Consider the following 17,597-nt stretch of genomic DNA (forward strand, 5'->3'; position numbering starts at 1 on the left):
GGGTGTGGGGGGTTCCCGGCCCGGGGCGGGGGGGGGGGGGGGGCCCCCCCCCCCCCCCCCCCGCCGGACAGGTCAGCTCGCGGTGCAGGTGGGCGTGCCGGTCGGGCCGGTTCCGGTGCCCTGGAAGCCGAACTCGGTGACGGCGCCGGCGGAGAGCCGGCCGTTGTAGTCGACGTTGCGGAACGTCACGGCACCGCTGGCGCCGCTGGCGACGCTGCCGCGCGCGTTCCACGTGTTGGTGACCGTCGTGCCGCCTGGCAGGGTGATGGCGACCGCCCAGCCGTCGATCGCCGCGGCTCCGGCGGTGACGCGTACCGTCGCGACGAAGCCGCCGGTCCACGAGTTCAGCGACACCGCCGCGGCGCAGTCGCCGGACGGCGGCGGGGTGGTGGGCGGCGGGGTCGTCGGGGGCGCGGTGGTCGGGGGCGGCGTGGTGGTGCCGCTGTTGAGGGCGTCGAGCGTGGCGGTGTACGCCGGCTTCTTGTTGCCGCTTCCGTCGAAGAGCAGCGGGGTGCCGCTGGCCCGCCAGGAGTCGGTGTCCCGGATGCCCCACACGGTGATGCCCGTGCAGCGGGTCACGGCGAGGCAGGCGCGCACCACCCGGCCGTAGTTGTCGGCCTGCGTCTGACCCGAGCCCTCGATGTCCAGCTCGGTGATCTGCACGTCCACCCCGAGGTTGGCGAAGCGTTGCAGGTTGGCCTGGTAGTCGGCGGGCACCGGCGAGGCGCTGTTGAAGTGCGACTGGAAGCCGACGCAGTCGAGGGGCACGCCCCGGGCCTTGAAGTCCTGCACCATGGCGTACACCGCGTTGCTCTTGGCGTTCTGCCCGTCGGTGTTGTAGTCGTTGTAGCACAGCTTCGCGGTCGGGTCGGCGGCGCGCGCGGCGCGGAACGCCACCTCGATCCAGTCGTCGCCGGTGCGTTGCAGGTTCGAGTCGCGGCGGGTTCCGCTGCCGCCGTCGGCGAACGCCTCGTTCACCACGTCCCAGGAGTGGATCTTGCCGCGGTAGTAGGCCGCCACCTGCGTGACGTGGTTGACCATCGCCTGGCGCAGTGCGCTGCCGTTGAGGTTCTGCACCCACCCCGGCTGCTGGGAGTGCCAGGCCAGGGCGTGCCCGCGCACCTGCATCCCGTTGGCTCGGGCATGGTTGACGATCCGGTCGGCGTTGGCGAACGTGAACTGGCCCTGGGACGGCTCGGTCGCGTCCCACTTCATCTCGTTCTCCGGGGTGACCGAGGTGAACTCCCGGTTGAGGATCCCGACGTACGTGGTGTCGGAGAGCTTGTTGGCGGCCACCGCGGCGCCGAAGTAGCGCCCCTTCTCGGCGGCGGACGCCCCCAGGGTCGTCCCGGCGTTGGCGCCGGACGCCATCGCCATCGTCGCGGCGGCGACGGAGAGACCGACCACGACCGACGCCAGCGCGACGCGCGGCCGCCGGCGGGCCACCGGGCGTCCGCTGGCACGGGCGAGCATGTTGTCCATGGCAGAGCCTTTCGATGAGCCGAATGGATGAGGAAGGCCGCCTCGACAACCGCCCGCCACGGCGTGGGGCCGGTGGAGTGGTCGCCCGGAGACCACGCCGCCGTCAGCACTCGACACCGTGAGTTGATCGAAGCCCTTCCATCGGACCGTATCGGAACATGTCCGGAAGCTCAACGCCCGATTATCGGATTCTTTCGATGTCCTGGCTTCGTACCGCCCCCTCAGTCGCGGAACCCACCTGCCCGCCGGCCAGCCAGACACCAACCACGGGATCGGAAGTTTCGGAACTCAAGCCCCGCCGAACAGGGCATCGACCAGAGCGGTCGGTTCGATGGTGGACGGCCGGTCGCTGACCTGCCCGTCACCGAGCTCGACGATCCGCCAGACGCCGTCGGCGCGCAGCGCCAGGTCCACGGTCACGAACGGCAGCCCCAGCGCCGCCACCGACCCACTCACCGGACGCGGGTCGAACGCCTCGGGCGGCGCGTCGTGCGGGCTGTCGGGATGCGCGCCGACCAGGACGCAGACGCCGTCGACCCACCACGTGCGGACCTCGGCGCCGGTGAACCGCTCGAACCGGCGCAGGACCAGGCCGCCGACGAGGTCGTCCCCGCGCAGCTCGAGGAAGCGGCTCGCGACCCGCCAGGCAGCCTCGCCGTCATCGAGATCCGGAATGAACGCCGCCTCGTGCCAGTGGTGCTTCATCGACTTGGCGAAGTCGCGCAGCACCGCCGCCCCACCGCCGAGCGCACGCCTCGCCCGGTCGAAGTCGGCGCGCCGCGTACCGGCCGTCCACGCCGAGCCCGGCGTCAGCTCGGCCAGGTCCGGATACCAGCCCGGCAGCTCGTGGGCGCGCCGGTACTGCTCGCCGCTCGTACGCAGGGTGACACCCCGGCGGGCCAGCGCCTCCGCGAAGGCGGCGTACCGCTCGCTGCGCAGCATCCAGCCGCGGTAGACCGCCACGCCCTCGACCGCCACCCGCGCCACCGCCCGTGGCAGGTCGTCGCCACGGACCAACTCGTCGTGGTCGACGACGGCGACGTCGACGCCGACGTCCTGGGCGGCGCGCGCCTCCGGCGCGAAGTGGGCATCCGGGCGACGCGGTCGCAACGGGTCCGCGGGAACGATCAACAGCACGGGTGAATGCTCCCCCATGGGTGCTGACGCCGCGAGTGCCGCCGGCCCGACGCGGGCGCGGGCCACCGCGAACCCGGTCTCCGGCTGCCCGGCCAGGTCGCCGGCGTCGCGGGCGGCGCCTCACCCGTCCGAAGAGTCGGTCCCCGTTCCTATGCTGGGCCGATGGACCTGGAGTTGAGCGGCGAGCTGTGGTTCTGGCGAGGCCCCGCGCCATGGCACTTCGTCACCGTCCCGGAAGAGGGCTGCCAGGAGTTGGCCGCGAGGTCCGCGGGGGTGAGCTACGGCTGGGGCATGATCCCCGTCGCGGCGCGGATCGGGAAGACCGGCTGGAGCACGTCACTGTTTCCCAAGGACGGGCGATACATCGTGCCGGTGAAGGCGGCCGTGCGACGGGCCGAAGGGCTGGCGGTGGGCGACACCGTGACGGTCCGCCTGGTCGTCGACGGGTGAGCGGCCGGTTCCGCTACCCGACCGGATCACGGACGCGACAGAACGTCGGAGGCGGTCGGTAGCGTGCCGAAGCGCGACGGGGAGGAATGACAGTGGCACTGTTACGGGCCTTCGAGGACCGCGAATACTGGCCGGAGTACCGCACGTTCCTGCTGCGCGAGGCGGACCCGTGGGGTCCCGCGCGGGTGCGGGTCGACGAGCTGCTGCGCGAGTACGCGGTGAAGACGCAGCCGTGCGGCTCGATCGCCCGCGCCGGGGACGGCTGGGTCGACGGCCGCGCGTCGGACCGCTACCACGAGGTGCGGCTCGAAAGCCACGACGCCCCTCCGCCCGAGGACGACGACTGGGCCGACGTGATCGAGACGCCCTTCGCCACCGGCGGGACGGTCGGCCTGGCGATGGTGACCGGCGGGTCCCCCCGCGACTCGTTCCGCCTGGGGGAACCGGGCCTGTACCGGTTGCGGTTCTGCCGGCGCCCGGCCGACGAGGGCGACAGCTACCTGCTGCGGTTCTGGCCCGTGTCCGCCAGCCCGGAGCCACCTCGGTGGATCGTGCGCAGCAGCCCGCTGCTCAGCGAGGACGACCTCGCCCAGCCGGCCCTGCGCACCCGCGGCGGCGGTCCCTCCGCACACGTCCGGTACGCCACCTCCGACCTGCTGTCGTTGCTGCTGTGGGCGCGCGAGGGCGCGGCGACCGTCACCGTCGACTGGCTCGCCGACCGGCTGCTCAGCACACCGGACGCCGTCCGGGCGATCCTGCGCCACGCCGTCGACGACGGGCTGCTCGCCCCCTTCGACAGCACCGACGGGCCGTTGGCACTGGTCGTCCAGCCGACCCCGCGCGCGCCCCGGCAACCACCGCCGCAGCCGGCGGGACGACCGGCCGGCCCCGGGCGGCTACTCGGCACCGTCGCCGTCGCCCCGAGTGCCGCCGGGGCCGGCCCGCACGCCGGCCCCGGCGGCACTGTCCGGCCACCCCAGGCCGGCGGTCCGACCATGGCGTGGGTGGGGACGGAGATCCGACAGCCACTGGACCGGGAAAGCCGGTCGTCGGTGCCGCCCTCCGGTCCGCCGCCCCGCGCCGGATTCGTCGGCTCCGGCGGCGAGCTGGTCGTGTGGCGCGACGACACCCCGGTGGTGCTGGCGCGCTGGCCGGGGGCCCAGGTGGCGCAGGCCATGCAGAGCCGACACGGCACCGTGCTGCTCGCCAGCACCCAGACCGCGCTGGTGCGCCCCGACGGCGAGTTCGTGCTGCTCGGCACGAGCATGGGCTGGCGGGCCGTCCTGGACGCGGCCGGCGAGCGGCTGGCCGTCGTGGAGTTCCACGTCGGCCGACGCTCCCGGAACCGGCTGCACCTCGTCGACCTCGCCGACGGTTCCCGGCAGAGCATGCCGTGGGACGAGGCCGACAACGTTTCCGCCGTCGGGATCCACGACGGGGCCGTGTACGCCAGCGTCGACGGCGGCGTGGCCTCGGTGCGCTGGGTGCCGGGCGAGGAGCCGGAGCCGCTGCCGCACGCGCTGCGCCAGGTCGACCCGTACAGCGGGGTCGCGCTGGCCCGGGACCGGAGCCACCCGGTGCTGCTCATCCGGCCCGACGGCGAGGTCGTCCCGCTGCCCGTGGACCCGGCCGCCGCGCTCGTGCCCGGCGGCCGGCAGTTGTACTCCTGGGTGTACGCGCCGCCGAGCCTGCGTCTGTACGACCCGGCGCACCCCGACCGGCCCCGGGTGCTGCCGCTGCCCGGTGGCAGCACGACCAGCCCGGTCCCGGGCGGGCCGGTCTGGGAGAGCCCGGAGCACGTGCTCGTCCCGGCCGACCACGGACGCAACGAGTTCGGTCTGCCCCTGGTCCGGCTGCACCTCCGCAGCGGCCTGGTGGAGGGCGTGGCGTTGCCGCCCGAGGCCGGGTACCGACCGGTCCTCGTGCGGCCGCTCCACCGGCCGGCCGGGAACGGCTAGCCCGCCACCGGCCTGTCGGCTCCGCGCCGCGACGGGCGTGGGATCCGTCAGGGCGCAGCGGTAGCGCCGGGCCGGTTCACAGGGTAAAAACATGCCAACCCTTCTTTCACGGCGTAATGCAAGTCGCGGCGACGAGAGAGCGCTCTCACGGGTGCGCTGTCCCCCACCGCCGCCCCACGAGGCAGGTCGACGACGACCGCAAGCCGGCACCGGCGCACCCACCCGTGCCCGCCCCGGACCGCCTCCCCACCGCGTCGCCGTGCCCGGCGCCTGTTCCGGCCGGCGGAGAGGAAGAACGATGAGAGAGCAGTCCCCCGACACGCGACGGCGACTCCGCCGGACGCTCGCGCTCGGCCTGGTGCTCACGGCGGTCGCCAGCACGACCGGCACCGCCGCCACCGCCGGGCCGGCCCGGCACGGCGGCCCGGACTTCGGGCCCAACGTGACGATCTTCGACCCCGACACACCGGTCGCCGAGATCCAGGCGACCCTCGACGCGGCGCACGCCCGGCAGGTCGACGCCGAGATGGGCACCGCGCGGCACGCGTACCTCTTCAAGCCCGGCAGCTACGGCACGGCCGCGCAGCCCCTTCAGGTGAAGGTCGGCTACTACACCGAGGTCTCCGGCCTGGGCGCCTCCCCCACCGACGTCACCGTCAACGGCAAGATCGAGACCTACAACCGCTGCCTCGAAGGCGGCGGGACCGGCAACTGCATCGCCCTGGTCAACTTCTGGCGCACCCTGTCCAACCTGTCACTGTCCATCAACGCCACCGGCCAGGACGGCTGCCGCTCCTCGGCGAACTTCTGGGCGGTGTCCCAGGCGGTGTCGATGCGCCGCCTCGACATCAGCGGCGGCGGGCTGTCGCTGATGGACTACTGCACCGCCGGCCCGCAGTACGCCAGCGGCGGCTTCATCGCCGACTCCCGGCTGCCCGCCACCACCAACGGCTCCCAGCAGCAGTGGCTGACGCGCAACAGCGAGGTCGAAAGCTGGTCCAACGCCGTGTGGAACCAGGTCTTCGCGGGCACCGTGGGCGCCCCCGACGACGCCGGCTTCCCCGACCCGCCGTACACCACGCTGGACACCACGCCGGTGAGCAGGGAGAAGCCGTACCTGTTCGTCGACGGCCGTGGCCGCTACCACGTCCGCGTCCCCGCCGCCCGGCGCGACAGCCGGGGCATCTCCTGGGGCGACGGCATGACGCCGGGGCGGACCATCGACATCCGGGACTTCTTCATCGCCAAGCCGTCCGACCCGGTGCACGTCATCAACAGCCAGCTCGCCCGCGGCAAGCACCTGCTGCTCACCCCCGGCGCGTACGACATCGCGCGCAGCATCGAGGTCAAGCGGCCCGACACCGTGGTCCTCGGCATCGGCCACGCCACGCTGACCGCCGTCGACGGCGCCGTCCCGCTCGACGTCGCCGGCGTGCCCGGCGTGGTCGTCGCCGGGGTCACCGTCGACGCCGGCCTCACCGAGTCGCCCGTGCTGCTGCGGGTCGGCCGCGAGCACGGCCGCAACGCCAGCACCCCGCACAACCCGATCACGCTCTCCGACGTGTACTTCCGCGTCGGCGGCCCGCACATCGGCAGGACGCACACCGCGCTGGAGGTCAACGCCGACCACGTCCTGATCGACCACACCTGGGTGTGGCGCGGGGACCACGGCGTCGAGGGCTTCACCGAGGGCGTGAACGGCGACACCGACCGCTGGCGGACCAACACCGGTCGCTACGGCGCCGTCATCAACGGCGACCACGTGACGGCCACCGGCCTATTCGTCGAGCACTTCCAGCGGTACAACACGGTCTGGAACGGCGAGCACGGCACGACGATCCTCTACCAGAACGAGCTGCCGTACGACCCGCCGACGCAGGCCGACTGGATGAACGGCGACGTCGAGGGCTGGGCCGGGTACAAGGTCGGCGACCGGGTGCGGCACCACACGCTGCACGGCGGCGGGGTGTACGTGTTCAACCAGAACAACCCGTCGATCCACACCGAGAACGGCTTCGAGGTCCCCGTCACCCCGGGCGTCCGGCTGCACCACATCATGACCGTCAACCTGAGCGCCGGCACGATCGACCACGTGGTCAACGGCGTCGGCGAGGCGGCCGACGCGACGCGGGTCGGCGCGCCCGTCTACGTCACGCGCTACCCCGCCCCGTAACTCCTGCGGGAAAACCGAGCCGGACGGGGCGCGCACCCCGCCCCGTCCGGCTCGGTCGTCAGCCGGCGCAGTTGTTGTTGTGCGCGGGCTGGGTCAGCTTCTCCTGCGTGCCGAACTTCGCGTAAACCCGCAGGTAACACGGCAGCTCAACGTCGCCGTAGTAGCTCTGCACCTCGTTGTCGTAGTGCGTGGTGCCGCTCTGCGCGACCTGCCAGCCGCCGGCGTCGCCCGACTGGATCTCCCAGTAGACGTCGCCGGAGCAGCCCTGCAGGCCCTGCGACCAGGCGATGATGTTGGCCCCGTTGTAGATCTCGGACTGCACGAGCGTGCAGCTCGCGGCCTGCGCCGGGCTGGCGCCCACCAGCAGCCCCACAGTCAGCATCGCTCCGGCTCCGATCGCCGACATCAGTTTCCGCATGCTCGATCTCCTCCACGATGGACGGCAGGTGGGTCCACAGGAGGGTATCCAATTCCGGAGATTAGCTCCACGATCACGGTCGATGTCGGCGAAAAGTTTTACCGGATTCCCTCGCCCGTCGACCACCCGGCGCCGCCGATCCCCGACCGACGCCGCCGCCCGCACTTCGCCCGACACCCCGGCCCGGTGGACTCCGCATCGGCTCGCCCCGCAGCTTACGCTTAACAAAGTTAACTGATAGCCTCCCGCCATCGACGAGGAGGAATGTCATGCGACTTCGACGTACGATGCCCGCGCTCCTGGCCGGCGCGGCGCTGACCGCCGCCCTGGCCGTACCCGCCGTGGACGGCCGCGCCGCCGCGCAGACCGGCGCCCCCGACGTCGCCCTCGCGGCCTGCGCCGCGCCGGCCTGGGCCGAAGGCACCACCTACCCCGCCGGCAGCCGGGTCAGCTACGCCGGACGGTCCTACCAGGCGCTGGTGACGCACACACCCCCGCCCGGCGCCGGCTGGAACCCCGCCGCGACGCCCTCCCTCTGGACCGACCTTGGCGCCTGCGACGGCGGCGGCACGCCGTCCCCCACCCCGACCGCCACGTCGGGGCCCTCCCCCACCCCGACGCCGACACCGCCCGCGACGCCCACGCCCACCACGACGCCCGGCCCGGACACCTGCGCCGGCAAGCCGAAGCCGGCCGGCAAGGTGCTCCAGGGCTACTGGGAGAACTGGGACGGCGCGGCGAACGGCGTCCACCCGCCGCTGGGATGGATCCCGATCACCGACCCCCGGATCCCCGCGCACGGGTACAACGTGATCAACACGGCGTTCCCGGTCATCCGCGCCGACGGCACCGTGCTCTGGGAGGACGGCATGGACACCACCGTCAGGGTGCCCACCCCCGCCGAGATGTGCCGCGCCAAGGCCGCCGGCCTGACCATCCTCATGTCCATCGGTGGCGCGGCCGCCGGGATCGACCTCAGCTCGGCCGCGGTCGCCGACCGGTTCGTCGCGACCGTCGTACCGATCCTCAAGCGGTACAACTTCGACGGCATCGACATCGACATCGAGACCGGGCTCACCGGCAGCGGGAACATCTCCCAGCTCTCCCCGTCGCAGGCGAACCTCATCCGCATCATCGACGGGGTGCTCGCGCAGATGCCGGCGGGCTTCGGCCTCACCATGGCACCGGAGACCGCGTACGTCACCGGCGGCAGCGTCACCTACGGCTCCATCTGGGGCGCGTACCTGCCGATCATCAAGCGGTACGCCGACAACGGCCGGCTCTGGTGGCTGAACATGCAGTACTACAACGGCAGCATGTACGGCTGCTCCGGCGACTCCTACCCGGCCGGAACCGTGCAGGGCTTCACCGCCCAGACCGACTGCCTCAACGCCGGGCTGGTCGTGCAGGGCACCACCATCCGGGTCCCGTACGACAAGCAGGTCCCCGGACTGCCGGCGCAGCCCGGCGCCGGGGGCGGGCACCTGGCCCCGGCGACGGTCGCCCAGACGTGGAACGCCTACCGTGGCGACCTGAAGGGCCTGATGACCTGGTCGCTGAACTGGGACGGGTCGAAAGGCTGGACCTTCGGCGACAACGTCAGGGCCCTCCAGGGCCGCTGAGCCCACAGGACATCGCGGGCGCCGGCCGCGCGGTCGCACCCTCCCGGCGGGGACGGCCACGCGGCCGGCGGCGGGCGCCCGGAGCGCGCGCGGTGCCTCCGCCGCGTTCAGGGCCGGAACCGGTAGCCCATGCCGGGCTCGGTGATGAGGTGGCGCGGGCGGGCCGGATCGTCCTCCAGTTTGCGGCGCAGCTGGGCCATGTACTGACGCAGGTAGTTGGTCTCGTTCTGGTACTCGGGCCCCCAGACGTCGTGCAGGAGTTGACGCTGGCTGACGAGCTTCCCCGGGTGACGCAGCAGCTGTTCGAGCACCCCCCACTGGGTGGGGGTGAGCCGGACGTCGGCGCCGTCGTCGCCGGTGACCGTACGGGCGGCGAGGTCGACGGTGTACCGGCCGACCCGCAGCGTGGCGGTGGTCGCGTCGGCGCTGACGTGCAGTCGCCGGGTCACGGCACGGATGCGGGCGAGGAGCTCGTCGATACCGAAGGGCTTGGTGACGTAGTCGTCGGCGCCGGCGTCCAGGGCCGCGACCTTGTCCTGACTACCGGCCCGGCCGGAGAGCACGATGATCGGCACGTGCGTCCAACCCCGCAGGCCCCGGATGACCTCGACCCCGTCGATGTCGGGCAGGCCAAGGTCGAGCACCACCAGGTCGGGCGGGTCGCTGGCGGCGGCCTTGAGCGCCGCCGTGCCGGTCGCGACGGCCTGCACGTCGTAGCCCCGGACCCGCAGGTTGATCCGCAGGGCGCGGACGATCTGCGGCTCGTCGTCGACGACCAGGATGCGGGTCATTCCTGCTGCCCCTCCGCGGCGCTCGAGGTGGCGGCGGGCAACCGCAGCACCATGGTGAGACCGCCCCCGGGTGTGGTCTCGGGAGTGATGCTGCCACCCATGGCCTCGGCGAGCCCGCGGGACAGGGCCAGCCCCAGACCGACGCCGGTGGCGTTGTCCCGGTCGCCCAGCCGCTGGAACGGCAGGAAGACGTGCTCCCACTGGTCCTCCGGGATGCCGGGGCCGGTGTCGATGACCCGCAGCTCCACCTGCCCGGCGTGGGCGCTGGCGGTGATGGCCGGGGGCCGCCCAGGCGGGCTGTGCCGCAGCGCGTTTGCGACGATGTTGACCAGCACCCGTTCCAGCAGCCCCGGGTCGGCGGTGGCGGCCGGCAGGTCGGCGGGGATGTCGGTGCTGACGTCGGCGGCCACCGGACCCAGCTCGTCCAGGGCCCGCGGCACCGCGTCCTCCAGCCCGATCGGCACGCGGGTCACGCCGAGGACGCCGGCCTGCAAACGGCTCATGTCCAGCAGGTTCGCCACGAGCCGCCCGAGCCGGTCCAGGGACTCGTCGGCGGTGGCCAGCAGCTCGTCGCGATCGTCCGCGTCGAACTCGATGTCGTGGCTGCGCAGGCTGCTCACCGCGGCCTTGGCCGAGGCCAGGGGCGTACGCAGGTCGTGGCTGACCGCGGCGAGCAGCGCCGTACGCATCCGGTCGGCCTCGGCGAGCGGCCGGGCGCTGGCCGCCTCCTCGGCGAGGCGTTCCTGCCGCAGCGCGACGGCGGCCTGGGCGGCGAACGCCTCGACGACGCGCCGGTCCGCGGCTTCCAGCCGCCGGCCGGAGAGCACCACGGTGAGCCGGTCATCCACCGGCACGGCGGTCTCGCCCGCGCCCGGATTGCCCGCCGGGTCCTCGCCGACGCTGGCGACGATCCGCCACGCCCCGTCCTCGCTGGCCCGCCCGGGCCGGCCCCCGGCGTCGGCGACGAGTTCGAGGACGCTGACCGCGCGCAGCCCGAACGTCTCGCGTAGCCGGTCCAGCAGCGCGGGCAGCGGCCGCTCGCCACGCAGGACGCCACCGGCCACCGTGGCCAGGGTCTGCGCGTCGGCGGAGGCGCGCGCGGCCTCCCTGGTGCGCCGCGCCGCGACGTCGACGACCCCGCTGACGGCCACGGCGACGGCGACGAAGACGCCCAGGGCGAGCAGGTTGTCGGCCTCGGCGATGGTCAGCGTCCGGAACGGGGGCGTAAAGAACCAGTTGAGCAGCAGGGAACCGCCGAGCGCGGCGACCAGCGCCGGCCACAGCCCACCGACCAGCGCGACCCCGACGACGCCGGTGAGGAAGAGCAGGATGTCGTTGGTGAGGCTGAGGTCCGGCAGCGCCCGCAGCAGCACCGTCAGCAGCGGCATGCCGAGCCCGGCGAGGCCGAAGCCGAGCAGCCGGCGCCGCCGCGACAGCGCGGCCGGCACGCCCGCGCCGCGCCGCCCCCGGCCCATCTCCGAATGGGTGACCAGGTGCACGTCGATCGGCCCGGACAGCGCCGTGGTGGTCACCCCGACGCCGCGGGAGAAGAGCTGCGCAAACCGCCCGCGCCGGCTCGCGCCGAGCACCAGCTGGGTGGCGTTGACGCCCCGGGCGAAGTCGAGCAGCGCCGCCGGGATGTCGGTGCCGAGCACCTGGTGGTACGTGCCGCCGAGGCTCTCCACCAGGACGCGCTGCCGGGCGAGCTGCGCCGGGTCGGCGCCGGCCAGCCCGTCGCTGCGGGCGACGTGCACGGCGAGCAGGTCCGCGCCCTTGCTCCGGGCCGCGACCCGCGCGGCGCGGCGCACCAGCGTCGCGCCCTCCGGCCCGCCCGTGAGCGCCACCACCACCCGCTCGCGGGCCTCCCAGGTCTCGGAGATGCCCTGCTGGGCGCGGTAGGCGCCGAGCTGCTCGTCGACCTTGTCGGCCAGCCACAGCAGGGCCAGCTCTCGCAGGGCCGTGAGGTTGCCGATCCGGAAGTAGTTGCCGAGGGCCGCGTCGATCCGGTCGGGCCGGTAGATGTTGCCGTGGGCCATCCGGCGGCGCAGCGCCTCCGGGGTCATGTCGACCAGCTCGACCTGCTCGGCGGCGCGGACCACCGCGTCGGGCACCGTCTCCCGCTGGGTGGTGCCGGTGATGCGCGCGACGACGTCGTTGACCGATTCGAGGTGCTGGACGTTGACGGTCGACAGGACGGTGATGCCGGCGTCGAGGAGTTCCTGGACGTCCTGCCAGCGCTTCTCGTGACGCGAGCCGGGCACGTTGGTGTGGGCCAACTCGTCGACCACGGCAACCTCGGGCCGACGGGCCAGCACCGCGTCGAGGTCCATCTCGGTGAACGCGGCGCCTCGGTAGGTCACCACCCGACGCGGCAGCACCTCCAGGTCACCGACCATCGCGGCGGTCTGGGCGCGGCCGTGGGTCTCGACCAGGCCGACCACCACGTCGGTGCCGCGCTCGGCGCGCCGCCGGGCCTCCTCCAGCATCGCGTACGTCTTGCCGACGCCGGGCGCGGCCCCGAGGTAGATGCGCAGTTCTCCCCTGGGCACGCAGACATCCTCCCTGATCACCGGCACGGCCCGTCGTCGGAGCACGGACCACGGGTGGGGCGGGGCGACCTGGCGCCGCCCCACCCCGACGCTCACGCGACGGGCAGCGCCTCGTCGAGGGCGAGGTTGAGTGCGAGCACGTCGACGGCGGGGGCGCCCATGAAGCCGAGCGCCCGCCCACGGGTGTGCTCGGCGACGAGGCGCCGGACCGCCGCCGGGTCCGCGCCACGCTCCCGGGCCACCCGGGCCACCTGGATGTCGGCGTACGCCGGACTGATGTGCGGGTCGAGGCCGCTGCCGCTAGCGGTGACCGCGTCGGCGGGCACGGCGGGGGTCTCCGGGGCGTCGCCGCGGACCGGCACGATCAGGCCCCCGGCGGCCACGAGGTCCTCGCCGGGCCGGGCCAGCTCCACGGCCACCCCCTGGTACGTGGCGAGGAACGGGATGGCCGGCGCACTCTGGTTGACGCTGACGACCCGGATGACGGGGCCGGTCAGCCCGCCGGCGCGGAACACCGCCAACACCGCTCCCACGCCGTCGGCGGTGCAGTAGGGACGCCGGCCGTCGACGCCGTCGAGTTCACCGACGGCGCGGCTGCGGGCGCAGACCTGGCTGAGCAGGCTCCGGCTCGACTCGCGCGGGTCCGCGGCGAGCGTGTCGACCACGCTCTCCGGGCCGAGGTTGGACGCCGCCGTGAAGGTCGGGTCATAGCCGTCGCCGGCGGCCGACGGCCGGGACTGGAAGTACCGGGGCAGGGGTTCACCGTCGGCGTCGGTGAACGCCTGGCCGATCAGCGCGCTGCCGACCGTCCGGCCGTCGGCGGTGAGCAGGGACCCGTCCGCCCTGTCGCGCAGGCCGGGCAGCCGGCCGGCGCCGACCAGGGCGAGCGGGTAGGCCAGGCCGAGCAGCACCGTGAAGACCAGCAGCGCGCGCAGCGCGGCCACGTGTGCGGAGAGCCAGGTGGGCAGGCGCATCAGGAGACCCCCGGGACGAGTTGCAGGAGCATGTCGACGAGCTTGATGCCGAGGAACGGCACGACGATGCCGCCGAGGCCGTACACCAGCAGGTTGCGGCGCAGCAGCCGCGACGCCGACGCCGGCCGGTAGCGCACGCCGCGCAGGGCCAGCGGGATCAGGGCGACGATGACCACGGCGTTGAAGACGACGGCGGCGAGGATGGCCGATTCGGGGCTCGCCAGCCGCATGACGTTCAACGTGTCGAGGCCCGGGTGGATGCCGGCGAACATCGCGGGGATGATCGCGAAGTACTTCGCCACATCGTTGGCGATGGAGAACGTGGTCAGCGCACCCCGGGTGATCAGCAGTTGCTTGCCGATCTCCACGATCTCGATCAGCTTGGTCGGGTCGGAGTCGAGGTCGACCATGTTGCCGGCCTCCTTCGCGGCCGACGTGCCGGTGTTCATCGCGACGCCGACGTCGGCCTGGGCGAGGGCGGGGGCGTCGTTGGTGCCGTCCCCGGTCATCGCGACCAGCCGGCCGCCCTGCTGTTCGCGCCTGATCAGGGCGAGCTTGTCCTCGGGGGTGGCCTCGGCGAGGAAGTCGTCGACGCCCGCCTCGGCGGCGATCGCCGCGGCCGTACGCGGGTTGTCGCCGGTGACCATCACGGTGCGGATGCCCATCCGGCGCATCTCGTCGAACCGCTCCCGCATGCCGGCCTTGACCACGTCCTTGAGGTGGATCACCCCCAGGGCGCGGGCCGGCTCGCCGGTGACGTGCTCGGCGACCACCAGGGGTGTACCGCCTGCGCCGCTGATCTCGTCGACGATCCGCCCGAGCTGCGCGGTCGGGTCGCCACCGTACTCGCGGACCCACGCCGTGATGGCGGAGGCGGCGCCCTTGCGGACCCGCCGGGCCGGCCAGGACTCGCTCCCGTCGGGGTCGAGGTCGACGCCGCTCATCCGGGTCTGCGCGGTGAACGGCACGAACGTGGCGTGCGGGATCAGGCCCGGCTCGCGCTCCCGCAGCCCGAACTCCTCCTTGGCCAGTACGACCACCGAGCGGCCCTCGGGGGTCTCGTCGGCGAGGCTGGCCAACTGCGCCGCGTCGGCGACCAGGCTCGCGTCGACGCCGTCGACGGGCAGGAACCCGGCAGCCTGCCGGTTGCCGAGGGTGATGGTGCCGGTCTTGTCCAGCAGCAGGGTGTCGACGTCACCGGCGGCCTCCACGGCGCGGCCGCTCATGGCCAGGACGTTGCGCTGGACCAGGCGGTCCATGCCGGCGATGCCGATGGCCGACAGGAGCGCGCCGATGGTGGTGGGGATGAGGCAGACCAGCAGCGACACCAGCACCACGCCGGTCACGCCGGCGTCGGTGATCGCGCCGTTGTCGGGGGCCGCCGCCTGGTAGCCCTTGGCGAAGACGGCCAGCGGCTGGAGGGTGGCCACCACCAGCAGGAAGACGATGGTGAGCGCGGCGAGCAGGACATTCAGCGCGATCTCGTTCGGCGTCTTCTGCCGGTTGGCACCCTCGACCAGTGCGATCATCCGGTCGACGAAGCTCTCCCCCGGCCGCTGGGTGATCCGCACGACGATCCGGTCGGAGAGCACCCGGGTGCCGCCGGTGACCGCGCTGCGGTCGCCGCCGGACTCCCTGATCACCGGGGCGGACTCGCCGGTGATGGCCGACTCGTCGACGCTGGCGATGCCCTCCACCACGTCGCCGTCGCCCGGGATCAGCTGCCCGGCCTCCACCAGGACGATGTCGCCCTGCGCGAGTTCCGGGGCGGGCACCGCCTCGTCGCGGTAGGTGCCGGTCGCGACGCCCGGCGTCCAGCCGCGCAGGCGGGTGGCGACGGTGTCCTTCCTCGCGTGGCGCAGGCTGGCAGCCTGGGCCTTGCCGCGCCCCTCAGCCACGGCCTCGGCGAGGTTGGCGAAGATCACGGTCAGCCACAGCCAGGTCGTGACGGCGAACGCGAACGCCGACGGGTCGGCCAGCGCGAGGACGGTGGTGCAGGCCGCGCCGATCTCGACGATCAGCATCACGGGGTTGCGCCACAGGGTGCGCGGATCGAGCTTGCGCAGCGCGTCGGGCAGCGACCGCAGCAGCTGCCGTGCGTCCAGCAGGCCGCCACCCCGGCCGCCGCGTACGGCGGCGGTGCCCGCGTCGGCCCGGTCCTCGGCTGCCCGCGTAACGACGGTCATGGTCTCTTTCCTCATCGGGTCACAGCCCTTCGGCCAGCGGGCCGAGCGCGAGCGCGGGCAGGAAGGTCAGCGCCACGAGGATCACCGTGACGCCGGCGACCATCGCGACGAACAGGGGCCGGTCGGTCGGCAGGGTGCCCGCGGAGGCGGGCACGGGTCGCTGGCGGGCCAGCGAGCCGGCCAGGGCGAGCACGAAGATGATCGGCAGGAACCGGCCGAGCAGCATGCACAGGCCCAGCGTCGTGTTCCACCACGGCGTGCTCACCGTGATGCCGGCGAAGGCAGAGCCGTTGTTGTTGCTGGCGGAGGTGAACGCGTAGAGCACCTCGGTGAGGCCGTGCGGGCCGACGTTCAGCGCGGTCGCGTCGTTGCCGGTGGCGAAGGCGGTGGCGGTGCCGACCAGCACGAGGGTCGGGGTGACCAGGAAGTACAGGGAGGCGAACCGGATCTCGCGGGAGCCGATCTTCTTGCCCACGTACTCGGGGCTGCGGCCGACCATCAGCCCGGCCACGAACACCGTGATCACGGCGAGCACCAACATCCCGTACAGGCCGGCGCCGACCCCGCCCGGCGCGACCTCGCCGAGCATCATGTTGCCCAGCGTCATCATGCCGCCGAGCGCCGTGTACGAGTCGTGGAACGAGTTCACCGCCCCGGTCGAGGTGAGCGTCGTCGCGGCGGCGAAGGTGGCCGAGTTCGACACGTCGAAGCGGACCTCCTTGCCCTCCATGGCGGCGCCGACGGCCTGCGGGACGGTGCCGCCGGCGGCGAGCTCGAAGGCGTTGGTCAGCGTGACGCTCGCGATCGCGAGGACTGCCATGACCGCGACGATCGCGTTGCCCTGCCGGGTCTGGCCGACCATCCGGCCGAAGACGCGCGGCAGGCTGAACGGGATCAGCAGGATCAGGAAGATCTCGATCCAGTTCGTCCAGGGGGTCGGGTTCTCGAAGGGGTGCGCGCTGTTGGCGTTGTAGAAGCCGCCACCGTTGGTGCCGAGTTCCTTGATCACTTCCTGGCTGGCCACGGGTCCGCCGGTGACGGTCTGGGTGCCACCGGTCAGGGTGGCGACGTCGGTGCCGCCGGAGAGGTTCTGCACCACCCCGCCGGCCATCAGCGCCAGCGCCCCGAGGACCGCGACGGGCAGCAGGATCCGCAGCGTGATCCGGGTCAGGTCGACCCAGAAGTTGCCCAGCTCACCGGTGCGGCTGCGGGCGAGGCCGCGGACCAGGGCAACCGCCACGGCGATCCCGACGGCGGCGGAGACGAAGTTCTGCACCGCCAGGCCGGCCATCTGCACCAGGTGGCCCATCGTCGACTCGCCCGAGTACCACTGCCAGTTCGTGTTGGTCACGAACGACACCGCGGTGTTCCAGGCGCCGTGGGCGACGACCGGGTCGCGGCCGAGCGACAGCCACAGGTGGTCCTGCCACCGCTGGAACGCGTACAGGAACAGGATCGACACGGCGGAGAAGGCCAGTACGCCGCGGGCGTACACGCCCCAGGTCTGCTCGGCGGCCGGATCGACCCCGACCAGGCGGTAGATCCCGCGCTCGACGCGCGAGTGCCGGGTTCCGGCGACCGCCCGGTACACGTGGTCGCCGAACGGACGGTGGACGGCGGTCAGGGCCACCACCAGGGACAGGACGAAGAGGGCGCCGGCTGTCGTCGTGGACATCAGAAGCGCTCCGGGAACAGCAACGCGACCACCATGAACACACCCAGGCCCAGCGCCAGCACCAGGCCGACGGCATCGACGACGTTCACAGCTTCTCCACGCCCCTCACCACGAGGGCGAGTGCGGCGAACAGCCCCACCGTCACCAGGACGAACACCACGTCGGACACACTGACTCCTCTT

13 protein-coding genes are annotated in these 17,597 nt (G+C 73.1%); 4 read left to right on the forward strand and 9 right to left on the reverse strand.

The window, feature by feature from the left end; translation table 11 throughout:
• Positions 1–72: 72 nt before the first annotated feature.
• Both AB0G13_RS07445 and AB0G13_RS07450 read right to left on the reverse strand, forming a co-directional pair.
• Positions 73–1,482, reverse strand: coding sequence for an endo-1,4-beta-xylanase (locus AB0G13_RS07445; RefSeq protein ID WP_357870297.1), 1,410 nt, complete (start codon positions 1,480–1,482; stop codon positions 73–75).
• Between the two features lie 288 nt (positions 1,483–1,770).
• Positions 1,771–2,619 carry an ATP-grasp domain-containing protein gene (locus AB0G13_RS07450; RefSeq protein ID WP_357870299.1) on the reverse strand — a complete coding sequence of 283 codons (849 nt, stop codon included), beginning with the start codon at positions 2,617–2,619 and terminating at the stop codon, positions 1,771–1,773.
• A gap of 162 nt (positions 2,620–2,781) precedes the next feature.
• Between AB0G13_RS07450 and AB0G13_RS07455 the strand changes: the two genes are divergently transcribed.
• From AB0G13_RS07455 to AB0G13_RS07465, 3 genes are all read left to right on the forward strand, one after another.
• Entirely contained in the window at positions 2,782–3,069 is a 288-nt protein-coding gene (locus tag AB0G13_RS07455; RefSeq protein ID WP_357870302.1) for a DUF1905 domain-containing protein, read from the forward strand.
• A 92-nt stretch (positions 3,070–3,161) separates the two neighbouring features.
• A complete protein-coding gene (locus AB0G13_RS07460) occupies positions 3,162–5,027 on the forward strand; it encodes a hypothetical protein (protein WP_357870304.1) in 1,866 nt (621 codons plus the stop codon).
• 298 nt (positions 5,028–5,325) lie between these two features.
• Complete coding sequence (locus tag AB0G13_RS07465; protein ID WP_357870306.1) at positions 5,326–7,200, forward strand: adenylyl cyclase; 1,875 nt, start codon at positions 5,326–5,328, stop codon at positions 7,198–7,200.
• 58 nt (positions 7,201–7,258) lie between these two features.
• Here AB0G13_RS07465 and AB0G13_RS07470 read toward each other — a convergent pair whose 3' ends face one another.
• Positions 7,259–7,618 (reverse strand): hypothetical protein, encoded by a 360-nt coding sequence (locus tag AB0G13_RS07470; protein WP_357870308.1) that lies wholly within the window; start codon positions 7,616–7,618, stop codon positions 7,259–7,261.
• 269 nt (positions 7,619–7,887) lie between these two features.
• On the opposite strand from AB0G13_RS07470, the gene AB0G13_RS07475 reads away from it, so the two are divergent.
• Positions 7,888–9,240, forward strand: a complete 1,353-nt coding sequence (locus AB0G13_RS07475; RefSeq protein ID WP_357870310.1) for a glycosyl hydrolase family 18 protein — start codon at positions 7,888–7,890, stop codon at positions 9,238–9,240.
• A 107-nt stretch (positions 9,241–9,347) separates the two neighbouring features.
• On the opposite strand, the gene AB0G13_RS07480 is transcribed toward AB0G13_RS07475, so the two are convergent.
• From AB0G13_RS07480 to kdpF, 6 genes are all read right to left on the reverse strand, one after another.
• Positions 9,348–10,031 (reverse strand): response regulator, encoded by a 684-nt coding sequence (locus AB0G13_RS07480; protein ID WP_357870312.1) that lies wholly within the window; start codon positions 10,029–10,031, stop codon positions 9,348–9,350.
• On the reverse strand, positions 10,028–12,580 hold the full coding sequence (locus tag AB0G13_RS07485; RefSeq protein WP_357870315.1) for a DUF4118 domain-containing protein: 2,553 nt from the start codon (positions 12,578–12,580) through the stop codon (positions 10,028–10,030). Before AB0G13_RS07485 ends, AB0G13_RS07480 begins: the two co-directional genes overlap by 4 nt.
• A gap of 92 nt (positions 12,581–12,672) precedes the next feature.
• A complete protein-coding gene (locus AB0G13_RS07490; protein WP_357870317.1) occupies positions 12,673–13,554 on the reverse strand; it encodes a potassium-transporting ATPase subunit C in 882 nt (293 codons plus the stop codon).
• Positions 13,554–15,740, reverse strand: coding sequence for a potassium-transporting ATPase subunit KdpB (gene kdpB, locus AB0G13_RS07495; RefSeq protein ID WP_357870319.1), 2,187 nt, complete (start codon positions 15,738–15,740; stop codon positions 13,554–13,556). Before kdpB ends, AB0G13_RS07490 begins: the two co-directional genes overlap by 1 nt.
• 19 nt (positions 15,741–15,759) lie before the next feature.
• The gene (gene kdpA, locus AB0G13_RS07500; RefSeq protein ID WP_357870321.1) at positions 15,760–17,415 is read right to left on the reverse strand and encodes a potassium-transporting ATPase subunit KdpA; all 1,656 of its coding nucleotides are present in this window, start codon (positions 17,413–17,415) and stop codon (positions 15,760–15,762) included.
• Positions 17,415–17,504, reverse strand: a complete 90-nt coding sequence (gene kdpF, locus AB0G13_RS07505; RefSeq protein WP_151452733.1) for a K(+)-transporting ATPase subunit F — start codon at positions 17,502–17,504, stop codon at positions 17,415–17,417. The genes kdpA and kdpF overlap by 1 nt, the downstream gene beginning before the upstream one ends.
• Between the last annotated feature and the right edge of the window lie 93 nt (positions 17,505–17,597).

Source organism: Micromonospora sp. NPDC023633 (genome assembly GCF_040640035.1).
Lineage (GTDB): Bacteria > Actinomycetota > Actinomycetes > Mycobacteriales > Micromonosporaceae > Micromonospora.

Excerpts from the sequence above, each read along its gene's own strand:
- AB0G13_RS07445 (WP_357870297.1), bottom strand. The coding sequence starts at position 1,482 with ATGGACAACATGCTCGCCCGTGCCAGCGGACGCCCGGTGGCCCGCCGG.
- AB0G13_RS07455 (WP_357870302.1), top strand. The coding sequence starts at position 2,782 with ATGGACCTGGAGTTGAGCGGCGAGCTGTGGTTCTGGCGAGGCCCCGCG.
- AB0G13_RS07465 (WP_357870306.1), top strand. The coding sequence starts at position 5,326 with ATGAGAGAGCAGTCCCCCGACACGCGACGGCGACTCCGCCGGACGCTC.
- AB0G13_RS07470 (WP_357870308.1), bottom strand. The coding sequence starts at position 7,618 with ATGCGGAAACTGATGTCGGCGATCGGAGCCGGAGCGATGCTGACTGTG.
- AB0G13_RS07475 (WP_357870310.1), top strand. The coding sequence starts at position 7,888 with ATGCGACTTCGACGTACGATGCCCGCGCTCCTGGCCGGCGCGGCGCTG.
- AB0G13_RS07480 (WP_357870312.1), bottom strand. The coding sequence starts at position 10,031 with ATGACCCGCATCCTGGTCGTCGACGACGAGCCGCAGATCGTCCGCGCC.
- AB0G13_RS07490 (WP_357870317.1), bottom strand. The coding sequence starts at position 13,554 with ATGCGCCTGCCCACCTGGCTCTCCGCACACGTGGCCGCGCTGCGCGCG.
- kdpB (WP_357870319.1), bottom strand. The coding sequence starts at position 15,740 with ATGACCGTCGTTACGCGGGCAGCCGAGGACCGGGCCGACGCGGGCACC.
- kdpA (WP_357870321.1), bottom strand. The coding sequence starts at position 17,415 with ATGTCCACGACGACAGCCGGCGCCCTCTTCGTCCTGTCCCTGGTGGTG.